A 19913-nucleotide genomic window follows, 5' to 3' on the forward strand; every position below is an offset into this window, starting at 1 on the left:
TTTTTTGTATCAAAATAACACTCTTGATCTATAGTAAATATAATTTATTTTCGTATTTTTTACTTTATCTCTTTTTATTTAACCTTTCCGTCATCTTTTAATGATAATTGTTTTACGGCATTTGTTAATAACATCACAGTCTAAAAAAATAGATTTTATTTCGGCTATTAAATTTGATAACAATCAAATATTGTCAATCTACCAACTTCATAATGGAGTCACCTAATAACTTTACAGAAAAATATAATTTATTGATGTTAGGTTCGTTTTCATAAAATTGTCATAATTAACTAGGGGATCACTATGGTGATGCAACTTATCGCAGTAGCAGTTATTATCGTAACTGTCTATTTGCTAATAAAAAAATATGAAACCCGAATGGTGCTAATTGGTGCCGGCTTATTACTCTGTATCTTAAGTCTGAGCCCATTAGATGCGCTTACCGCATTTAGCGAGCGCATGGTGTCTTCATCATTAATTCAAGCAATCTGTTCGAGTATGGGTTTTGCTTATGTTATGAAATATACCAAATGCGATATGCATCTGGTCCATGTTTTATCAAAAGTAATGACTCGTCTGGGCTTCTTCCTTATTCCAGCCACTGTTGTCGTAACATACTTTATTAATATCGCAATCCCATCAGCGGCAGGTTGTGCAGCTGCGGTAGGTGCAACACTCATTCCATTATTAATCGCAGCACGTATTCACCCAGCTATCGCCGGTGGTGCAGTATTATGTGGTACTATCGGTTCAATGTTAAGCCCAGGTATGTCGCATAATGCCTTCGTTGCTAACATGGCAAATATGGAAGTGGTTGATTTAATCGCTCGCCATAGCCCATACAGCTTAATGGCTGGTGGTATTGCTGCAGTTTCACTTGCTGTTGTCGCTTTAGTGAAAAAAGAGTTCAAAATGGCTTCTGTTACTGGTGATGCATCTTCTTCATCAGCACAAGCAACGCCAGAAGCTGTTCGTCCTAACTACTTATATGCAACAGCACCTTTTATTCCATTAATCCTGTTAGTTCTGCCATTCTTTGAAACATTTAGCACTTTCAAATTGTCAGTACCTGCAGCAATGTTAATCGGTTCTATCTATGCCCTGTTCATCACATTAACTAACCCGGCTCAAATTACGAAAGAGTTCTTTAAAGGTATGGGTAATGCTTATGGTGATGTATTAGGTATCATCATTGCAGCTGCAGTATTCGCAGCTGGTCTGAAAGCATCTGGTTTAATCGACGCGTTCATCAACTTCTTAACTCATTCTCCTGAATTTGCTCGCTGGGGTGGTACTTTAGGGCCATTCTTAATGGGTATTATCACAGGCTCTGGTGACGCAGCAGCATTCGCATTCAACGAAACAGTCACACCTCATGCTGCACAATTCGGTTATGAAATCCCTGATATGGGTATGGCAGCGGCATTATCTGGCGCGTTAGGTCGTACTATGTCACCACTGGCAGGTGCAGCGATTGTTTGTGCTGGCCTTGCAAACATTAACCCTATGGAAATCGCAAAACGTACTGCACCAGGTATGATTATCGGCGTCATCGCGGTTGCGTTATTCATGCTATAAGTGGAGAAATGAATATGTCAGCTCTTACTCTCGAAAAATTAATTAAATGGCGTCGCGAATTTCACCAATATCCAGAAATTGGTTGGTCTGAATTTCTTACAACAGCAAAAATCGTTAAAGAATTACGTAGCTTAGGTTTAGAAGTTAAAGTTGGTCCTGAAGTTATCAACCAAGAGTTCGCTTTTGGTCGTCGTCGCCAAGTCGTTGAGAAAGGGCTGGCTATTGCAAGAAAACACAACGTTGATGAAGCACTGCTTGATGAGATGAAAGAACTTACAGGCTGTGTGGCCATCTTTGACAGTGGTAAAGCAGGTCCAACAGTAGCACTGCGTTTTGATATCGACTGTGTGGGTGTTAACGAAGCAACCGAAACTAAACATCGCCCTCATGCTGAGAACTTTGCTTCTTGTCACGCTGGCGAAATGCACGCTTGTGGTCACGATGGGCACATTTCTATCGGTTTAGGTGTTGCTCACTGGTTAGTTGAGAATAAAGATAAAGTCGTTGGTAAAGTTAAAATCTTATTCCAACCAGCAGAAGAAGGTGTTCGTGGCGCTCGTGCGATGGCTGAAAGTGGTATTGCCGATGATGCAGATTACTTCTTAGGTGCGCACTTAGGCTTTATCGCAAACAGTGGTGAAATTGTTATCAACCCAACACATTTCTTATGTACCACTAAATATGACTTCCGTTTTAAAGGTGCGCCATCTCACGCAGGTGCCGAGCCTGAATTAGGCCGTAATGCGTTAGCAGGTGCTTGCCACGCAGCAACACAAATGCTAGGTATTTCTCGTCATGGTAAAGGGATGTCACGTATCAACATCGGTGTATTAAAAGCCGGTGAAGGCCGTAACGTCACCCCAGCTAATGCTGAGATGCAAATTGAAGTTCGCGGTGAAAACGAAGAGATCAACAGCTTTATGGCTGCAAATGCAGTACGTATGGCTGAAGGCGCAGCACATAGCTTCCAGTTAGAAATGGAAAGCGAGATCATGGGTGAAGCCGTTGACCTGACAAATGACCAAGAACTCATTGATGTTATGACCAAAGTTGTTGGTAAACATTCTGAGCTAACGGCGGTTGCTACTCGCCCATTCGGTGGTAGTGAAGATGCGACAGTATTAGCAAAACGTGTACAACGTTGTGGTGGTAAATCACTGTACTTCGTTGTTGGTGCGGATAGAACAGCAGGTCACCACCAAGCAGGCTTTGATTTCGATGAAAAACAATTAATGACTGCGGTTAATCTTTACACCGGTTGTTTAGAAGAATTACTGAAATAATTTATCAGTAATACAATCCAATAAAGCGCTCTATAGCAATATAGAGCGCTTTTTTTGTACATAAAAAAAGCCCAGTTCAAGTGAACTGGGCTTTTTATTCATACTAATAAGATAATCTCTTATTTCACAACGCGCAGTGCTGGACGACCTGTTGGGCGAGGTGGTTCTGGATCATCATCTGGTGAAGAGGTATCAGCTTCAACAGCTTTATCAGTAACGAGAGATAAACCTTCGCTAGCCGGAGCTATATCGTTCTCTTCACTATCATCTTCAGCAAACTGTAATGATGCACCAGATTCATAAGCAGGCTCTGGCTCAAACATCATTCCCGCACCGTTTTCTCTCGCATAAATAGCCATAACAGCAGCCATAGGCACTCGTACTTTACGAGGTATGCCGCCAAAGCTTGCACTAAATAAAACCTGATACGGCGTTAACTCTAAGTTATCTACTGCACGAGATGAAATATTTAGTACAATTTGACCATCGTGCGCATATTCCATTGGGACTTGGACACCAACGATATTCACATCAACAACTAAGTGTGGAGTTAAATCGTTTTCGATGATCCAGTCATAATGCGCACGTAATAAATGCGGGCGGCGCGGAGACATATCCATAATCTCCATACTTTATTACCCTCTTGAAGGTAAGCGCATCTCACGCTCTGCTTCGGTTAATGACGCGAGGAATGAATCACGCTCAAAAACACGTTGCATATAAATTTGTACATCTTTAGCGCCAGCGCCACTTAAATCTACACCGAGGACTGGTAAACGCCATAGCAGAGGAGCTAGGTAGCAATCTACTAAGCTGAACTCTTCACTCATAAAGTAAGGATACTCTTTAAACACAGGAGATACAGCCAGTAGCTCTTCTGCTAACTGTTTACGAGCAGCATTTGCTTGCTGTTCTGTTCCTTTCTCGATGGTGTTCATTAAAGAATACCAATCATGCTCGATGCGATGCATCATTAAACGGCTGCTACCACGAGCAACAGGATAAACTGGCATTAAAGGAGGATGAGGGAAGCGTTCATCAAGATATTCCATGATGATGCGTGAATCATACAGGGTCAGCTCACGATCAACCAAAGTCGGTACACTTTGGTAAGGGTTTAGATCGATAAGATCCTGTGGAAGATTACCAGCTTCAACCTGTTCAATTTCAACACTGACACCTTTCTCCGCTAGGACAATTCTGACCTGATGGCTGAAAATATCAGTCGGACCGGAAAACAAAGTCATTACCGAACGTTTGTTGGCAGCGACAGCCATGAAAACCTCCAAGTTAATCAATTAAAGAAATGAATTAGCACAATGCTCCTTCCATTTCCCCATTCCTAAAAGACAAGCACACAAACGCAGTAGACCTAAATAAATATTTAAGTTACTAACTGCATTGGGTAACTACCTGTATAACAGTGTTATCGTGGGATAATCATATTTTACAGGGTTAAAAACTCACCTGTCTTTGCGGCACATATCATTATCAAGTAATACCAAAATAATCATTCAATAATCATTATTGTCATAATAATTTTGGTATGACTTTCAAACTCATTACAGGTATTACTATCGATATACCCATTGGCAACATTGTGAAGTCATAGAAAGAAAGACACCAAAGCCTGCTATTCTATCAGAATTCATGTTACTTAGGGGGGCTAATGCAAATAATTCAACATAATATGCCATACTACCTTAAAACTAAGATTATAATATCAAAAAATGAAATTATTTAGAGATAACATCTAAAAAATACACTTTTTAATACCTACTGCTATCTTACATAAAGCCTATTGTATGAGTGATAGCATCATGCTTTAGCAACATTATGTTTTTATTATTAATAAACACAAATAAGTCAAAAATAAAAAACCCGCCTGTGAAGACGGGTTTTCAACATCAAATTGATATCTAAAAGATAACAAATTAACGTTTAGAGAACTGTGGACGACGACGTGCTTTACGCAGACCCACTTTCTTACGTTCAACAGAACGCGCATCACGGGTTACGAAACCAGCTTTACGCAGATCAGAACGTAGAGTCTCATCATATTCCATCAGTGCACGAGTGATACCGTGACGGATCGCGCCAGCTTGACCAGAAATACCACCACCTTTAACAGTGATGTATAAATCTAATTTACCCAGCATATCAACTAATTCCAGCGGTTGACGAACAACCATACGTGCTGTTTCGCGGCCGAAGTAAACTTCTAGGCTACGTTTGTTGATTACGATATTACCGCTACCTGGCTTAATGAAGACACGTGCGGAAGAACTTTTGCGGCGACCTGTGCCGTAGTATTGATTATCAGCCATTGCCTATTATCCCGATTAAATGTCCAGAACTTGCGGTTGTTGTGCCGCGTGGTTGTGCTCAGATCCTGCGTAAACTTTCAGTTTACGGTACATCGCACGACCCAGAGGCCCTTTTGGCAGCATGCCTTTTACCGCGATTTCGATTACACGCTCAGGACTACGGGCGATCATCTCTTCGAAAGTCGCTTGTTTGATACCACCTACGTGACCAGTATGACGGTAGTAAACTTTGTCAGTACGTTTATGACCAGTTACCGCTACTTTCTCAGCGTTTAAAACGATGATGTAATCACCAGTATCAACGTGCGGAGTATATTCCGCTTTGTGCTTACCGCGTAAACGGCTAGCAATTTCAGTTGCTAAACGGCCTAAAGTTTTGCCGTCTGCATCAACAACGTACCAGTCGCGTTTTACGGTTTCTGGTTTAGCTGTAAAAGTTTTCATTATTGAAAATTACCCAATGTTTAGTTACACGTTGGTGAACGCTCGGTTCAAATACTATTGAGGTTCACACGACTCTTGTGTCCAGCAAACCTACCCCTTCGAGTAGCACTGCTGACTCTAAAATGCGAGTTTTTTGGGAAATAAAAAACTTGCTGCAACGTGGGGTCGCAAGATTATAGAGAAGTCAGAAAAAAAAATCGAGTCATAATTGAAAAACAATTGAATTCTTTTTCAATATTTCAGCGAAAAAAACGAATCTGGCACTTTTTTCTGATTTGACTGATAAATTCTTGCTACCTGAAGAGAAGAATTGTTCCTTTCCAGAGCGCTTGTAAGCTGCCTAATGCTTTCTATTTTCATAGAAAAAAAACATCAAGCAACTTAACCTGCGTCATCCTACCATAATGAAAGATGACTTTCTTCAAGAATTAAAAATTAAGCGAGATGTGGTTGAACTAAATATTCTTCACTTTGCATCTCTTGTAAACGAGATAGGCAACGTTGATATTCAAAACGTAAAAAATCACCTTGGTAAATCTCATTCATTTCTACATTTGCATTAATAATAAGTTTCACCTTACGCTCATAAAATTCATCAACAAGCGCTAGAAACCGACGTGCGGCGTCTTCATTTAATGTTCCCATTTGTTTCATGTCATATAACAAAACAGAGTGGTAATGCTTAGAAAGTTCAATGTAATCAAGCTGACTACGCGGCTCCATACACAAGGTTGAAAAATTAACAGCGAGTACACCATTAGACGCTTTTCTTACTTTCATAGGGCGATGATTAATGGTTAAGGTACAATCAACTTGTGGTTCACTGGTTGCCAAATGCATGAAAATTCTATCCATCTCCTGACGATTTTCATCGTTAAGCGGAGATAAAAAAAGATGCGCTTGCGTTAATGTTCTAAGACGATAATCAATACCTGCATCAACATTTAAAATGTCACAATGATGTTTGATTTGTTCTATTGCAGGTAAAAAACGAGAACGTTGTAATCCATTACGATAAAGCTCATCAGGTGGAATATTTGAGGTTGCCACCAGCGTGATACCTCTGGCAAATAACGCTTCAAGCAAGGTACCTAAAATCATTGCATCAGTAATATCAGAAACAAAAAACTCATCAAAACAGAGCACATCGGTTTGTGCTTTAAACCCATCAGCAATAATATCTAACGGATTTTCATGCCCTTGTAAGTTTCTCAGTTCTTCTTGAACACGTAACATAAAGCGATGGAAGTGTAAGCGAAGTTTTCGCTCTGTCGGCAAGCTTTGATAAAACATATCCATCAACCATGTTTTACCTCGTCCAACACCACCCCACATATATAAACCACGTTCTGGTGCAACAATCTGTTTTTTTGTGCGAATTCGCCCGAATAATCGCTGTGTTAGCGAATTTTTTTCTGGTGGAGTCTCTTTTAATAATGCATGGTATATCTGTTGAAGGTGGAGAACAGTTTTTCTCTGAACATCATCAGGTTGATAATCACCTTGCTTCAATGCGGCTTCATAAAGTGATAACGGCGTACTAACAGTCATGAATGCCCTCTTATCCTTAATTTTCTGACATACTGATTTGTGTCTGTCGAATGCCTCTATTATAAGCATTAAGAATTGTTTTAACATCAACGTAACACACGAATTTTATATTAAGCTTAAGGATATTATTCCACCCATGCCTTTTAGCGGTTATGATGTTATAAGAATCCATCGTCCTCACTATTAGATGAAAAGGAGTTGCCATGGTTTGGGTTTATGCACTGATTGGATTAGTTGTCGGTCTTATTATCGGCGCACTTGCAATGCGTTACGGTAACAGCACCCTTCGCCAACAAGATGCTATCAAAGCAGAGTTAGACACGAAAAAAGAAGAACTTGATACTTATCGCAATGAACTTGTCAGCCACTTTGCTAGAAGTGCTGAACTATTAGATAACATGGCGAGAGATTACCGTCAGCTTTATCAACATATGGCAAAAAGCTCTAATGAGCTCATGCCTGATATGCCTGCTCAAGAAAATCCATTTAATTACCGATTAAGTGAGTCAGAAGCGGCTAATGATCAATCTCCAATAAAAATGCCACCTCGTGATTACTCCGAAGGGGCATCTGGATTGTTCAGACCCACAGAGAAAAAAGACAGTTAATATTAAAACGCCACATTTATTGTGGCGTTTTTCTTTCTACTAAATATCATAAAATGACAATTATTTGCTATGGTTTTAAAGATAGCTTTTGTCTTGTAAATCCATGTAAAAGGAAGCAGAGCACATCATGTCTTAATGAACTTTCCTTTGTCAGTACAGGTCTTAGTGACATCGAGCTCATTTTGAGCAATAACTTTTATTTTGATAACTGTATCAAGAGACTCTAATTCATGTTGACTAAAAAAAGAAAATTATTACTTAGTGCGTTAGCAATGAGTGTCGGACTTTCACTCTCTACTATTCCAGCAACCAGTATGGCGGCACTGCCTGCAGTTATGCCATCAGGCGAACAACTGCCAAGCCTTGCACCGATGTTAGAAAAAGTGTTACCTGCTGTTGTCAGTGTGCACGTTTCAGGAACACGAGTACAAAGCCAGCAAGTGCCTGAAGAATTCAAATTCTTCTTTGGTCCAAACTTCCCATCACAACAACAAAGTATTCGCCCTTTTGAAGGCTTAGGCTCAGGTGTCATTATTGATGCACAAAAAGGCTATGTATTAACAAACAATCACGTTGTTGATGGTGCAGATAAAATTCAACTACAAATTAATGATGGTCGTGAATTTAGTGCAAAATTAATTGGTAGCGATCCACAAACAGATATCGCATTACTGCAAATTGAAAAACCAACTAACTTAACCGCAATTAAAATGGCAGACTCTGACCAATTACGTGTTGGTGACTTTGCTGTTGCAGTAGGTAACCCATTTGGTTTAGGCCAAACGGCAACATCCGGTATTATTTCTGCATTAGGTCGTAGCGGTTTAAATCTTGAAGGTTTAGAGAACTTTATCCAGACTGATGCTTCAATCAACCGTGGTAACTCTGGTGGTGCACTCGTTAACTTAAATGGTGAGTTAATCGGAATTAACACTGCTATTTTAGCACCGGGTGGTGGCAACATCGGTATCGGCTTCGCCATCCCAAGTAATATGGCGCGAGATCTTAGCCAACAACTGATTTCTCATGGTGAAGTTAAACGTGGCATCTTAGGTATTCGTGGTACAGAAATGAATTCTGATCTGGCGAAATCCTTTAATATTGATGCACAACGCGGTGCTTTTGTTAGCGAAGTCATGCCAGATTCATCCGCTGCAAAAGCAGGCATTAAACCGGGTGACGTTTTAATTTCAGTTGATGGCAAACGTATCAATAGCTTTGCTGAATTAAGAGCTAAAGTGGGGACTACACCTCCGGGTAAAGAGATCCTAATTGGCTTGATCCGTCAAGGTAAACCAATGGATGTTAAAGTGACATTAGAGAAACAATCGGCAGATGCAACTCGCGCAGATAACTTCTCTCCTGCACTACAAGGTGCCACATTAAGTAACTACTTAAACAAACAAATTAAAGCAGTTGCTGTTGATTCTGTTGAGAAAGATTCCGCGGCTGCGGCATCAGGTTTGCAAAAAGGCGACCTTATTATTGGTATCAATAATACGCCAATCACCTCACTAGGCGATTTACGCAAAGCAATTGACGCTAAACCGCCTGTTCTTGCATTGAATATTCAGCGTGGTAATGAAGAAATTTACCTGCTGTTACGTAATACACCGCGCTAAGAAGTAAGCTTTTCACCTATCTAATTTATTGATTTCTTTGGCCCTATAACTTCCATTATAGGGCTTTTTTTATACCTATTTTTGATAAGAGTCATTGGCTTAAAATGGGGATTTTATGCGCTGAGCGATGCTTTCATAAGTTAAACTATGCTATTCTCACCGCTCCTACGCGAATAATTTCACAGTCAGACATAAATACAGGATTTTTATGTTAACTAAGTTACTGCGATCAACACTAATTGGTCTTCTCACAGCAGCAATTCTTTTGATTGCAGTCCCTTCAATTCGCCCTATTTTTATTGAACGCCTACTTAATGGTGATTTTCTCAATGCGCCTTTTAGCTATAACACCGCGGTACGACGAGCTGCCCCTGCGGTTGTTAATGTTTATAGCAGTACGATGGGAAGTTTTTCTCAAGAAGGCCGTGAACTAACATCTCTAGGCGCTGGCGTTATTATGGATGGTCGTGGTTATATTCTGACAAATCAACATGTTATCAATAACGCTGATCAGATCCTTATCGCACTCCAAAATGGTGATCTTTATGAAGGCTTACTTGTCGGTTCCGATCCTTTAACTGATCTTGCGGTATTAAAAATAGATGCCGATAAACTCCCTACAATTCCCATTAATACTAAACGAATTTCTCATGTAGGTGATGTTGTGCTGGCTATTGGTAACCCATTTAATATTGGGCAAACTATTACACAAGGGATCATCAGTGCTACGGGGCGTGTTGGATTAAGTCCAACACGTTACCAAAATTTCCTACAAACAGATGCCTCAATTAATGAAGGTAACTCTGGTGGTGCGCTAATTAATACTGAAGGTGAACTTGTAGGCATTAATACCATGACGTTTGATTCAGGAAGCTATAATGGATACCGCCCTACAGCCGAAGGGTTAGGTTTCGCTATTCCGACCGAACTTGCAGTTAAAATTATGAATAAGCTAATTCGTGATGGTCGTGTTATCCGTGGCTTTATTGGTATTACAGCAAAAGAATTACCAAGAATTCGCTCATCAAATACCGATATTAAGCAAATTCAAGGGTTACGCATTTTTAGGATCACCCCAAATGGCCCAGCAGATAAAGCCGGAATAAAAACAGGTGATATCATCCTTAGTATTAATCATGCGCCAGCAACCTCCGCGATGGAAATGATGGATTACATTGCAGAAACACGCCCTGGTACGGCATTACCTGTCACGTTATTACGGGAAGGTAATGAGATTAATGTTGATGTCACTATTTCTGAATACCAACCAGAATCATAACTAACAAAAAATCTCCCTATGCTTGGCTAGTAGGGAGATTTCATATAAAACGTCGCACTTTGTAAGCAATTTTCTTTAAAGCTTTCAGTATTGCGATAATCCTCTAATGTGCTGTGATTACAACCGCTATATTGCCCTTCTTTAGTACCATCATTTTGCCAACCACATACGGGGCAGATCTCAAAAAATGCCTCATCTTTATCTTTGAAAACAAAATAATGGCACGCAACACAACTCACTTCTAAAGGAAGATGACAACTTCGCTTTTCCATAGGATGGGCTCTCCTATCACATTATTAAGTATACTATTCGCTCTTACTCTCTTTATTGGCCATTGAATTATTTTCAACAGCATGCCAAATCTTTTCGGCTTTTCTTCCAATAAAAATCAGTGAAACTGCCAAAATAAAGAAGAAAATCGCACTGTGTAAACTATTCCAGAAATATTCAAAAAAGCGGGTATAAAGGTTTATACCAAGGAATGTTAGGCCAAAACCTCTTAACATACCGTCATCTGTTTTAAGACTAATATAAATACAGATAACTGAAACGACTGCAAATAACAGTGCCCAAGGTAACAAATTCACACTTGAAGTACGATACCAAGTATCAGGATCGTAATTACCAAAAATAGACATTATCCATAACGCAATAAACAGATAGGTCAGCCCCATTATTTTTGTCATGGTAAATAAACGACGGTGTACCAACACACTTTGTAGGAAATAACAGCCTGCTAATAATATCGCGCCAAAGAAGACGAAACGGATAGGATAATTCATCCCTAACCAATAAGCGCCCCAACCAGAGACATAGCCCGTTTCAGCACCAAACCAATTTCCTAACATCAATAAGAAGAATAACCACACCAATGAGGAGCGACTAATAAATCCAATTGCACCATAAATGGCACAGCCAATTAAAAAGAGAGGCGCAATATGGCCACTTCCTGTATCCAGTAATTCTCCCAGTTGCCAAAGAAAAATAGCCGTAAACATCACACCTAAAAAGAGAATAAATTCGGTACTGTAATGCCACTGTATTTCTTTTTGCTGACGTTTAAATCCCCAAAAATAGAGCGCTGAAGCAATCAGTGCAGGAGATATTACTCGCATAATTTCAGAAACACTAAAAATCTCAACGAGATAATAAATTAATTCACTATCACTAAAGATACTGCCAGCAGCAATAATCAAGCACACCATTGCTATCCAAAATGCATAGCGACTCAACCGTTTCCAATCAAAGGGAATTCGGTGCAATGTACTTCCTAATTGCTGATATTCTTGTTCTGAAATCTCACCAGATTGTTGCCATTCATCCAGTGCTTGACGAACTAGGCGCTCTTGTTTCCTTGTTACCTGCATATATATTCCTTCCTTTTAGCACATAATGATTTTTATAACACAGGTCTGTTTTTCTTACTGTATCTTGCTACGAAAGAAATGCCTTATGAATTATCCTATTCTATTGAGAGTCTTATTAAAATAATGCGCAAAAAAAACCATAGCACAACAATGCGCTATGGTTTTAAATGACTAAAAAAGGATAACTAAAATAAATTAGTCATTAGAGTGCAAACGTTCTATTTTTGCCCCTAACCCTTGTAATTTAGCTTCAATATTTTCATAACCACGATCGATATGATAAATACGATCAACAATGGTTGTGCCTTGAGCAATACAACCTGCAAGTACTAAACTTGCAGAAGCTCGTAAATCCGTTGCCATTACTTGCGCGCCTGAAAGTTTTTCAACACCGTGGCATAACACAGTATTACTTTCGATTTCAGCGTGAGCACCCATACGGATTAACTCAGGAATGTGCATAAAACGATTTTCAAAAATAGTTTCAGTGATCATTCCTGCACCTTCAGCCACTAAGTTTAAAAGGCTAAATTGTGCTTGCATATCAGTTGGGAAACCCGGATGTGGCGCAGTACGCAATGTCACTGCTTTAGGGCGTTTACCATGCATATCAAGGCTTATCCAATCTTCACCAACTTCAATATCGGCGCCTGCTTCACGTAATTTAGCCAACACAGCATCTAATGTGTCAGGTTTCGCATTACGGCAAACAACACGACCACGAGAAATCGCAGCAGCAACTAAGAAAGTACCTGTTTCAATACGATCAGGTAGGATTTGATAAGTACCACCACCAAGACGCTCTACGCCTTCAATAGTAATGCTATCTGTGCCTGCACCGCTGATTTTGGCACCCAATGTATTGAGGAAGTTTGCAGTATCTTCAATTTCAGGCTCTCTTGCAGCATTCTCAATGATGGTTTTGCCTTCAGCTAATACTGCAGCAGTCATAATAGTGATAGTGGCACCCACGCTCACTTTATCCATGACGATATGCGCGCCTTTTAAACGTCCATCAACACGTGCTTTCACATAACCTTCATCCAGTGTGATCTCAGCACCTAATTGCTCTAAACCTGTAATATGCAGATCAACAGGACGAGCACCAATGGCACAACCACCCGGTAAAGAAACCTGACCTTGACCAAAACGCGCCACCAGCGGGCCTAAAGCCCAGATAGAAGCACGCATGGTTTTTACTAATTCGTAAGGAGCGCAAAATTCATTAATGTTACGAGCATCAACGAAAACAGAGCCATTGCGTTCAACATTAGTTCCTAAGCGATTAAGTAACTTAATCGTGGTATCGATATCTTTTAATTTAGGAACATTCGTTAATTCTACTGGCTCTTCGGCAAGGATCGCAGCGAACAGGATTGGTAGTGCGGCATTTTTTGCGCCTGAAATAGTGACCTCACCTGATAAACAGGTTGGCCCTTGTACTCTAAATTTATCCATCTGTAGAACTCTCTTTTTTATTTTGCTGTACGCTGTATACCTACTGAATCAAAGCCCGTTAAGTTTACGATCTCTCTTCCACTCTTCAGGTGTGTAGGCTTTAATAGACAAAGCGTGAATACGGTTATCTGCGATATATTCCATCAAAGGGGCATAAATGGTTTGTTGTTGTTTTACTCTGCTCATTCCCTCAAACATTGCGCCAACAACGACAACTTGAAAGTGACTACCATCACCATTGACGATGACTTCATCTAAAGACAGGCTGTCCATTAATACTTGTTTGATTTCATTTGTATCCATAATTGCTCAATCTCAACGTTAAAATAATAATCAGTCGTCTATCCTAATGGAATCCGCTCTACTCTTAAACCATCAAAAACCCCCTTAATGATAAAAGTATCACGAAGGGGGCTTTTTAATACCTTTACTCAAAATCTGTATTAGGCAATATTCATAATTTCATCAAGATCATAGAGTGTAATTAAGGTCTGAAAACGCTCACTTACGCCTTGAATAATAAATTGACGATTTTGCTCTTCCATTTCTGCTTTTAAGTGAACAAAAAGCGCCAATCCTGTTGAATCAATATGTCCTAAGGCAGAAATATCGATGATATTAATATCAGCTAATAATGCTTTACGTTGCTGCCAAGCAGGCAATAACGTTTCACGATCTAGCGTTCCTTGGAAATAGAGGACACCCTCCTTTTTTTCCCAATTTAACGAAGCTGACATGTTATTTTTTCTCATCCAGTGTAATTGGTGTTTTAGCACTGATTTCTAACTGTTTTGTTAAACCATCAACACCTTTAGAATTTAAAATATCTGACCACTCATTCTGTTTTGTTGTGATCATGCTGACACCTTCAGCAATCATATCATACGCCTGCCATTCGCCTGTTTTGCTATTTTTACGCCATTGGAAATCAAGACGAACAGGTGGGCGACCATTTGTATCAATGATAGTGACACGAATAGTTAAAGTTGATTTATCTGCGAAAGGTTTTGCAGGCTCAATACGGTACTCTTGGCCTTCATACATCGCTAATGCTTGACCATATACTTGAGCAAGATACGCTTCAAATGCCGTGAAATAAGCCTCACGTTGTGCAGGTGTTGCATTACGATAATGCGGTCCTAACACTAATGCGCCCGCATATTTAATATGTACATAAGGCAATAATTCTTGCTGAACAATTTGACGTAAAACTTCAGGGTTTTTACGAATTTCAGGCTGTTCATTTTTTAATTTACTAAAAGTCTTTTGCGCCGCATCTTCCATCAATGCGTAAGGATTGGTTTTATCGACTGCCATTGCAAAAGGTGTTATCACTAATAGTGCGACCATCAATAAGCGTTTAAACATACGTTCGCTTCTCCTCAAATAGGGTTTCGATAATACGATGCATTTATGACGCTAAATGTATAAGTGCATCGTATAGGAATTAATGATTAAGGTAATGCTGGATGTTCTTCAGTCGGTTCAGATTCAGATTTTGCTGAACCATCACCATCACCCGTTTTATAAAGGAATTGACCAATCAGATCTTCTAATACCATTGCTGAATTGGTGTTTGTGATCCGTCCTCCGTCTTTGAGCAGAGTAGAATCTAATGCTTCATCATAAAAGCCTAAATTCAATGCAAGGAATTGTTCACCTAATAAACCCGATGTACGAATAGACAGTGAGCTACTTTCTGGAATGTGGTCATAAATGCTCAGAATATCGAGCGCGACTTCAGGGCGATAATTCCCTTCATCTTCTTCTTTTAAAGTGATAGAAGAAACACGGCCAATCACCACACCACCAATCTTAACTGGGGAACGTTCTTTTAACCCACCAATATTACCGAAGCTGGCATAAACGCGATAAGTCGGTTGATTACCCATTTCTTTAATATCAGCCACTTTAAGGCATAAGAAAATCACGGCAGCTAACGCAATCAAAACAAATAGACCAACCCAAACTTCAATTTTTTTACTTTGCATGACTTAGTTCCCAAACATCAGTGCTGTTAGCACAAAATCTAAACCCAATACGGCTAACGATGAATGAACAACGGTACGTGTTGTTGCTCTGCTAATCCCTTCTGATGTTGGGATTGCGTCATACCCGTTAAAGAGCGCTATCCAAGTGACGGTAATAGCAAAAACGACACTTTTAATAAAGCAGTTTACTAAATCGAGTCGCCATTCAACGGCACCTTGCATAGATGCCCAGAAAAAGCCTTCATCGATCCCTTTCCAATCCACACCTACAATTGCTCCCCCCCAGATACCGATGGCAACAAAAATAAGTGAAAGCAATGGCATACTAATAAGACCCGCCCAAAAACGGGGCGCAACGACACGTCTTAAAGGATCGACAGCCATCATTTCTAAACTGGAAATTTGTTCTGTGGCTTTCATTAAGCCGATTTCAGCTGTTAAAGCCGAGCCCGCACGACCCGCAAATAATAATGCCGTAACAACTGGGCCTAATTCTCTTAACAATGAAAGTGCGACCATCATGCCAAGACTAGCTTCAGCACTAAAGGTTGTTAAAACAAGATAGCCTTGTAATCCCAACACCATGCCAATAAATAAGCCAGACACCATGATAATTAATAAGGATTGAACGCCTACGTTATACAGCTGCTTCAGTAACAGAGGCCACTGTTTACGAAATTCAGGCTTACCGACTAATGCTCGAAAGAGCATGATGCCAGCTCTACCGAAGGTTGCAAAAATCGCTAACGCTCTAACGCCAATGCGAGATAATAAATTTACCACGTACTAATTTCCTCGTCCTAATAGGTCGTCCTGATAATCTCCCGCAGGAAAACGGAATGGTACAGGGCCATCAGCAATACCATCTAAAAACTGTCTTACTTGCCTATTTGGATTGTCCTGTAATTCTTGTGCGCTACCTTGAGCAATGACTTTCTGCTCTGCAACAATATAAGCGTAATCTGCGATACTTAACACTTCAGGTACATCATGGGAAACCACAACACAAGTCACACCAAGCGCATGATTTAACTCATCAATTAACTTAACAAGCACACCCATGGTGATTGGATCTTGCCCAACAAATGGCTCATCAAACATAATCAGTTCAGGATCAAGCGCAATAGCCCTTGCTAATGCCGCCCTTCTCGCCATTCCTCCTGATAATTCAGAAGGCATTAAACTTGCCGCACCACGTAAACCTACAGCTTCAAGTTTCATCATCACCGTTGTACGGATCAATGCTTCAGGTAAATTTGTATGCTCTCTTAGTGGAAATGCCACATTTTCAAACACATTCATGTCTGTAAACAGTGCACCTGATTGAAAAAGCATACTCATTTTCTTTCTTGCCTGATACAACGCAGAGCGTGATAGCGCAGGAATATTTTCGCCATCAAACCAAATTTCACCACTGTCTGGGAGAATTTGTCCTCCCATTAGGCGTAACAAGGTTGTTTTACCAATCCCTGAAGGGCCCATAATCGCAGTCACTTTTCCTCTTGGTACAACAAGATTAATCTCAGAGAAGATCTTTCTGCTACCGCGAGTGAAGTTCATATTGCGCACTTCAATTAGATTGTCAGATTGTGCGTTCATGAATAAAACATCCTCAAGCCTGTCTGCATAAACGAATTTTTACGCTATTTTGGCAGGTCATTCACTATGTTACAAAGAAATCACCACTATTTAGCAATTTATTGCACGGTTAATTTTACTTTTCGTGCTTGGCTAGTCAAAATATGGTTAATTAGCAAAACCTTTTGACAATATGTTTTTTTATCAGCCCTGTCTTATTGGTTTTTTCTTTATTCGCTCATTGTTGGAAAACTGATGGCATGTTGATTACTTTGTCTCTTTTAATTTTTGGGTTGATGCTACTCGTTTATGCATCAGACCGATTAGTTTATGGTGCGAGCGTTTTTGCGCAATCGTTAAAAATCCCACCAGCCGTTATCGGTATCTTAATTGTAGGCACAGGTACTTCACTGCCTGAGCTTTTTGTTTCAACCGATGCCGCTGTGCATAATTTACCTGATATTGCTATCGGGACAGCCATTGGCTCTACACTCACCAATCTTCTTCTCATCGCAGGTATTGGCGCGATGATTTATCCCATGAATATTCAATCCGCAGTGCTCAAAAAAGAGCTTCCTTTGATGATTATAGTCATCATGCTCGTTGGCATTATCGTTTCTAGCGGAAACTTAGGGCTTAGAGAAGGTACGCTACTCTTTTTTATTGGTTTTGCATCCATCTTTCTAATGATAAAAACGATGCATAAAACACTAACACAAGAGCGTCACGTATTACCTTTAGAAACCTTAACGCGTTTCGAATTACAGACAAATCCCCGTAATTCTGTTGCACTTTTTTGGGTTGTGATTGCTTTACTTATTATTCCAGTTGCTACTCAAATGATATTGGATAATGTCTTTATTTTAATGCAACAGTATCATCTTAGTGGCTTTTTTGTTGGTTTAACCTTGCTATCTATTGGAACCAGCCTACCTGAATTAGCCACAACTATTGTGGCAGCACTAAGACGCGAGAATGAATTAGCATTAGGGAATATTATAGGTGCTAATATTTTCAATCTAACTTTTGTGTTAGGAATGCCAGCATTACTTTCACCAAGCACATTTAATATCAACACATTTTATTTTAGCTTTGCAGTGCTTGGTGTCGCCAGTTTACTGTTTTCTCTCTTTTCATTAGGGCGTAAACGACGCCTTAATCGAGGAAAAGGGATATTCTTGTTAGTTTGCTTTATTGTTTATATTACGGTGTTGTGCGTCGCACATTCTCTCTTAACCTAAAATAAATGGTACAAAAAAATGACCGAGTTTGATTTTCAGCAAGCGGGTAAAAAAGTCCTTCATATTGAGCGTGATGGGTTAGCTGAACTAGAACAATACATCAATGATGACTTCACTCTTGCCTGTGAAAAAATTTTCCACTGCCAAGGTAGAGTCATTGTTATGGGTATGGGTAAATCTGGCCATATTGGACATAAAATTGCGGCTACATTCGCCAGCACAGGAACACCTTCTTTCTTTGTTCATCCCGGTGAAGCAAGCCATGGTGACTTAGGCATGGTAACAGAAAAAGATATCGTTCTGGCAATTTCAAACTCAGGTGAAGCCAGCGAGATCCTCGCGCTGATCCCAGTACTTAAACGTAAACAGATAACACTGATTTGTATGACACGCACTCCTCAAAGTACAATGGGGAAAGCGTCTGATATTCATCTTTGTATCAAAGTACCTAAAGAAGCCTGTCCTTTAGGCCTTGCACCAACAACCAGTACAACGGCAACCTTAGTAATGGGAGATGCACTCGCGATCGCACTGTTACGTGCCCGAGGTTTTACGGCTGAAGATTTTGCGCTTTCTCATCCAGGTGGTGCATTAGGCCGTAAATTACTCCTTCATGTCAGTGATTTAATGAATAAAGAGGCGGATATTCCACGCGTCACTAAAGACGCCACTTTACGTGAAGCCCTTGTCGAGATAACCCGTAAAAAATTAGGTATGACCGTTATTTGTGATGATAGTATGCTGATCAACGGTATCTTTACTGACGGTGATTTACGAAGAATATTTGATTTAGGGATAGATCTTAACAATGCCAAAATATCAGATGTTATGACAAGAGGCGGTATTCGTATTCGCCCCGATTGCTTGGCGGTTGAAGCACTAAATTTAATGCAAGCAAAACATATCACCTCACTATTAGTAACAGAACAAGATAGTGATATCCTGTTAGGTGTTTTACATATGCATGATTTATTACAGGCTGGTGTTGTATAAGCTATTCATAACGTTCAAAGGATAAAAATGAATACAATGATAGAAACTTGTTATGGTGCAGTAAGTGAGCAAATCATCAAAAAAGCAGAAAAAATCCAATTGCTGATTTGTGATGTTGATGGTGTGATGTCGGACGGACTCATTTACATGGGCAATAATGGCGAAGAATTAAAAGCCTTTAATGTCCGTGATGGGTATGGCATCCGTTGTTTGCTTACATCCGGCATTGAGGTTGCTATCATTACAGGTCGTCAGTCTAAACTGTTAGAAGATCGTGCTAAAACTCTTGGCATTACATATCTTTACCAAGGTCAGCATAATAAGCTTTTGGCGTATCAACAACTGTTAGATACACTAAACCTTAAACCTGAACAAACAGCCTATATTGGTGACGACCTGATTGATTTACCTGTAATGGAAAAAGTGGGGCTTTCTGTCGCCGTAGCTGATGCACATCCATTACTTACACCTCGTGCAAATTACGTGACACGCATTGCGGGTGGTCGTGGTGCAGTACGAGAATTGTGTGATTTAATCCTTTTAGCGCAAGGTCGGCTTGAAGAAGCTAAAGGTCTTTCGATTTAACGTATAAC

22 protein-coding genes are annotated in these 19913 nt (G+C 40.0%); 8 read left to right on the plus strand and 14 right to left on the minus strand.

Annotated elements, in window-relative coordinates:
• The first annotated feature begins 303 nt into the window (after positions 1-303).
• Both dcuC and C0T34_RS07975 read left to right on the plus strand, forming a co-directional pair.
• Positions 304-1578 carry a C4-dicarboxylate transporter DcuC gene (dcuC, locus tag C0T34_RS07970; RefSeq protein WP_098941196.1) on the plus strand — a complete coding sequence of 425 codons (1275 nt, stop codon included), beginning with the start codon at positions 304-306 and terminating at the stop codon, positions 1576-1578.
• Between the two features lie 14 nt (positions 1579-1592).
• The gene (locus C0T34_RS07975; RefSeq protein WP_098941197.1) at positions 1593-2861 is read left to right on the plus strand and encodes an amidohydrolase; all 1269 of its coding nucleotides are present in this window, start codon (positions 1593-1595) and stop codon (positions 2859-2861) included.
• Positions 2862-2980: 119 nt separating this feature from the next.
• On the opposite strand, the gene sspB is transcribed toward C0T34_RS07975, so the two are convergent.
• The 5 genes from sspB to zapE all read right to left on the minus strand — a co-directional run bounded on the left by sspB (position 2981) and on the right by zapE (position 7183).
• Positions 2981-3490, minus strand: a complete 510-nt coding sequence (gene sspB / locus C0T34_RS07980) for a ClpXP protease specificity-enhancing factor (protein WP_098941198.1) — start codon at positions 3488-3490, stop codon at positions 2981-2983.
• Positions 3491-3496: 6 nt separating this feature from the next.
• Entirely contained in the window at positions 3497-4138 is a 642-nt protein-coding gene (sspA, locus tag C0T34_RS07985) for a stringent starvation protein SspA (RefSeq protein ID WP_023582862.1), read from the minus strand.
• Positions 4139-4795: 657 nt separating this feature from the next.
• Positions 4796-5188 carry a 30S ribosomal protein S9 gene (gene rpsI, locus C0T34_RS07990; RefSeq protein ID WP_004245284.1) on the minus strand — a complete coding sequence of 131 codons (393 nt, stop codon included), beginning with the start codon at positions 5186-5188 and terminating at the stop codon, positions 4796-4798.
• Positions 5189-5203: 15 nt separating this feature from the next.
• Entirely contained in the window at positions 5204-5632 is a 429-nt protein-coding gene (rplM, locus tag C0T34_RS07995) for a 50S ribosomal protein L13 (protein ID WP_006535327.1), read from the minus strand.
• A 435-nt stretch (positions 5633-6067) separates the two neighbouring features.
• Positions 6068-7183, minus strand: coding sequence for a cell division protein ZapE (gene zapE, locus C0T34_RS08000; RefSeq protein ID WP_109849988.1), 1116 nt, complete (start codon positions 7181-7183; stop codon positions 6068-6070).
• A 203-nt stretch (positions 7184-7386) separates the two neighbouring features.
• Here zapE and zapG point away from each other — a divergent pair, with 203 nt between their 5' ends.
• From zapG to degS, 3 genes are all read left to right on the plus strand, one after another.
• Positions 7387-7791 (plus strand): Z-ring associated protein ZapG, encoded by a 405-nt coding sequence (gene zapG, locus C0T34_RS08005; protein WP_075671429.1) that lies wholly within the window; start codon positions 7387-7389, stop codon positions 7789-7791.
• A gap of 230 nt (positions 7792-8021) precedes the next feature.
• Positions 8022-9413, plus strand: coding sequence for a serine endoprotease DegQ (gene degQ, locus C0T34_RS08010; protein ID WP_098941200.1), 1392 nt, complete (start codon positions 8022-8024; stop codon positions 9411-9413).
• 208 nt (positions 9414-9621) lie between these two features.
• Positions 9622-10692 (plus strand): outer membrane-stress sensor serine endopeptidase DegS, encoded by a 1071-nt coding sequence (gene degS / locus C0T34_RS08015; protein ID WP_098941201.1) that lies wholly within the window; start codon positions 9622-9624, stop codon positions 10690-10692.
• Between the two features lie 26 nt (positions 10693-10718).
• Here degS and C0T34_RS08020 read toward each other — a convergent pair whose 3' ends face one another.
• From C0T34_RS08020 to mlaF, 9 genes are all read right to left on the minus strand, one after another.
• Positions 10719-10964, minus strand: coding sequence for a CPCC family cysteine-rich protein (locus C0T34_RS08020; RefSeq protein ID WP_098941202.1), 246 nt, complete (start codon positions 10962-10964; stop codon positions 10719-10721).
• A gap of 33 nt (positions 10965-10997) precedes the next feature.
• On the minus strand, positions 10998-12059 hold the full coding sequence (locus tag C0T34_RS08025) for a DUF2157 domain-containing protein (RefSeq protein ID WP_109849989.1): 1062 nt from the start codon (positions 12057-12059) through the stop codon (positions 10998-11000).
• A gap of 195 nt (positions 12060-12254) precedes the next feature.
• Positions 12255-13517 (minus strand): UDP-N-acetylglucosamine 1-carboxyvinyltransferase, encoded by a 1263-nt coding sequence (gene murA, locus C0T34_RS08030; protein ID WP_098941204.1) that lies wholly within the window; start codon positions 13515-13517, stop codon positions 12255-12257.
• Positions 13518-13565: 48 nt separating this feature from the next.
• On the minus strand, positions 13566-13820 hold the full coding sequence (gene ibaG / locus C0T34_RS08035; RefSeq protein ID WP_006535338.1) for a BolA family iron metabolism protein IbaG: 255 nt from the start codon (positions 13818-13820) through the stop codon (positions 13566-13568).
• 140 nt (positions 13821-13960) lie between these two features.
• On the minus strand, positions 13961-14254 hold the full coding sequence (gene mlaB / locus C0T34_RS08040; RefSeq protein ID WP_098941205.1) for a lipid asymmetry maintenance protein MlaB: 294 nt from the start codon (positions 14252-14254) through the stop codon (positions 13961-13963).
• A 1-nt stretch (position 14255) separates the two neighbouring features.
• The gene (mlaC, locus tag C0T34_RS08045) at positions 14256-14885 is read right to left on the minus strand and encodes a phospholipid-binding protein MlaC (protein ID WP_098941206.1); all 630 of its coding nucleotides are present in this window, start codon (positions 14883-14885) and stop codon (positions 14256-14258) included.
• 86 nt (positions 14886-14971) lie between these two features.
• Positions 14972-15508, minus strand: a complete 537-nt coding sequence (gene mlaD / locus C0T34_RS08050) for an outer membrane lipid asymmetry maintenance protein MlaD (RefSeq protein WP_098941207.1) — start codon at positions 15506-15508, stop codon at positions 14972-14974.
• 3 nt (positions 15509-15511) lie between these two features.
• A complete protein-coding gene (gene mlaE, locus C0T34_RS08055) occupies positions 15512-16291 on the minus strand; it encodes a lipid asymmetry maintenance ABC transporter permease subunit MlaE (RefSeq protein ID WP_075671447.1) in 780 nt (259 codons plus the stop codon).
• Positions 16292-16294: 3 nt separating this feature from the next.
• Entirely contained in the window at positions 16295-17107 is an 813-nt protein-coding gene (gene mlaF, locus C0T34_RS08060; protein WP_098941208.1) for a phospholipid ABC transporter ATP-binding protein MlaF, read from the minus strand.
• Positions 17108-17346: 239 nt separating this feature from the next.
• On the opposite strand from mlaF, the gene C0T34_RS08065 reads away from it, so the two are divergent.
• Genes C0T34_RS08065 through kdsC form a run of 3 tightly spaced genes read left to right on the plus strand, consistent with a single transcriptional unit; the run spans position 17347 to position 19905 of the window.
• Entirely contained in the window at positions 17347-18327 is a 981-nt protein-coding gene (locus C0T34_RS08065) for a calcium/sodium antiporter (protein WP_098941209.1), read from the plus strand.
• Between the two features lie 18 nt (positions 18328-18345).
• The gene (gene kdsD, locus C0T34_RS08070; protein ID WP_075671453.1) at positions 18346-19320 is read left to right on the plus strand and encodes an arabinose-5-phosphate isomerase KdsD; all 975 of its coding nucleotides are present in this window, start codon (positions 18346-18348) and stop codon (positions 19318-19320) included.
• 27 nt (positions 19321-19347) lie between these two features.
• A complete protein-coding gene (gene kdsC / locus C0T34_RS08075; protein ID WP_098941210.1) occupies positions 19348-19905 on the plus strand; it encodes a 3-deoxy-manno-octulosonate-8-phosphatase KdsC in 558 nt (185 codons plus the stop codon).
• Positions 19906-19913: the final 8 nt, after the last annotated feature.

Origin of the sequence: Proteus sp. CA142267, from assembly GCF_003336825.1 — a bacterium.
In the GTDB taxonomy this organism is placed as follows: Bacteria; Pseudomonadota; Gammaproteobacteria; order Enterobacterales; family Enterobacteriaceae; genus Proteus; species Proteus terrae.

Bases quoted from the DNA above. Each gene is read 5' to 3' on its own strand.
- dcuC (WP_098941196.1), top strand. From the start codon at position 304: ATGGTGATGCAACTTATCGCAGTAGCAGTTATTATCGTAACTGTCTAT.
- C0T34_RS07975 (WP_098941197.1), top strand. From the start codon at position 1,593: ATGTCAGCTCTTACTCTCGAAAAATTAATTAAATGGCGTCGCGAATTT.
- sspB (WP_098941198.1), bottom strand. From the start codon at position 3,490: ATGGAGATTATGGATATGTCTCCGCGCCGCCCGCATTTATTACGTGCG.
- sspA (WP_023582862.1), bottom strand. From the start codon at position 4,138: ATGGCTGTCGCTGCCAACAAACGTTCGGTAATGACTTTGTTTTCCGGT.
- rpsI (WP_004245284.1), bottom strand. From the start codon at position 5,188: ATGGCTGATAATCAATACTACGGCACAGGTCGCCGCAAAAGTTCTTCC.
- rplM (WP_006535327.1), bottom strand. From the start codon at position 5,632: ATGAAAACTTTTACAGCTAAACCAGAAACCGTAAAACGCGACTGGTAC.
- zapE (WP_109849988.1), bottom strand. From the start codon at position 7,183: ATGACTGTTAGTACGCCGTTATCACTTTATGAAGCCGCATTGAAGCAA.
- zapG (WP_075671429.1), top strand. From the start codon at position 7,387: ATGGTTTGGGTTTATGCACTGATTGGATTAGTTGTCGGTCTTATTATC.
- degQ (WP_098941200.1), top strand. From the start codon at position 8,022: ATGTTGACTAAAAAAAGAAAATTATTACTTAGTGCGTTAGCAATGAGT.
- degS (WP_098941201.1), top strand. From the start codon at position 9,622: ATGTTAACTAAGTTACTGCGATCAACACTAATTGGTCTTCTCACAGCA.
- C0T34_RS08020 (WP_098941202.1), bottom strand. From the start codon at position 10,964: ATGGAAAAGCGAAGTTGTCATCTTCCTTTAGAAGTGAGTTGTGTTGCG.
- C0T34_RS08025 (WP_109849989.1), bottom strand. From the start codon at position 12,059: ATGCAGGTAACAAGGAAACAAGAGCGCCTAGTTCGTCAAGCACTGGAT.
- murA (WP_098941204.1), bottom strand. From the start codon at position 13,517: ATGGATAAATTTAGAGTACAAGGGCCAACCTGTTTATCAGGTGAGGTC.
- ibaG (WP_006535338.1), bottom strand. From the start codon at position 13,820: ATGGATACAAATGAAATCAAACAAGTATTAATGGACAGCCTGTCTTTA.
- mlaB (WP_098941205.1), bottom strand. From the start codon at position 14,254: ATGTCAGCTTCGTTAAATTGGGAAAAAAAGGAGGGTGTCCTCTATTTC.
- mlaC (WP_098941206.1), bottom strand. From the start codon at position 14,885: ATGTTTAAACGCTTATTGATGGTCGCACTATTAGTGATAACACCTTTT.
- mlaD (WP_098941207.1), bottom strand. From the start codon at position 15,508: ATGCAAAGTAAAAAAATTGAAGTTTGGGTTGGTCTATTTGTTTTGATT.
- mlaF (WP_098941208.1), bottom strand. From the start codon at position 17,107: ATGAACGCACAATCTGACAATCTAATTGAAGTGCGCAATATGAACTTC.
- C0T34_RS08065 (WP_098941209.1), top strand. From the start codon at position 17,347: ATGTTGATTACTTTGTCTCTTTTAATTTTTGGGTTGATGCTACTCGTT.
- kdsD (WP_075671453.1), top strand. From the start codon at position 18,346: ATGACCGAGTTTGATTTTCAGCAAGCGGGTAAAAAAGTCCTTCATATT.
- kdsC (WP_098941210.1), top strand. From the start codon at position 19,348: ATGAATACAATGATAGAAACTTGTTATGGTGCAGTAAGTGAGCAAATC.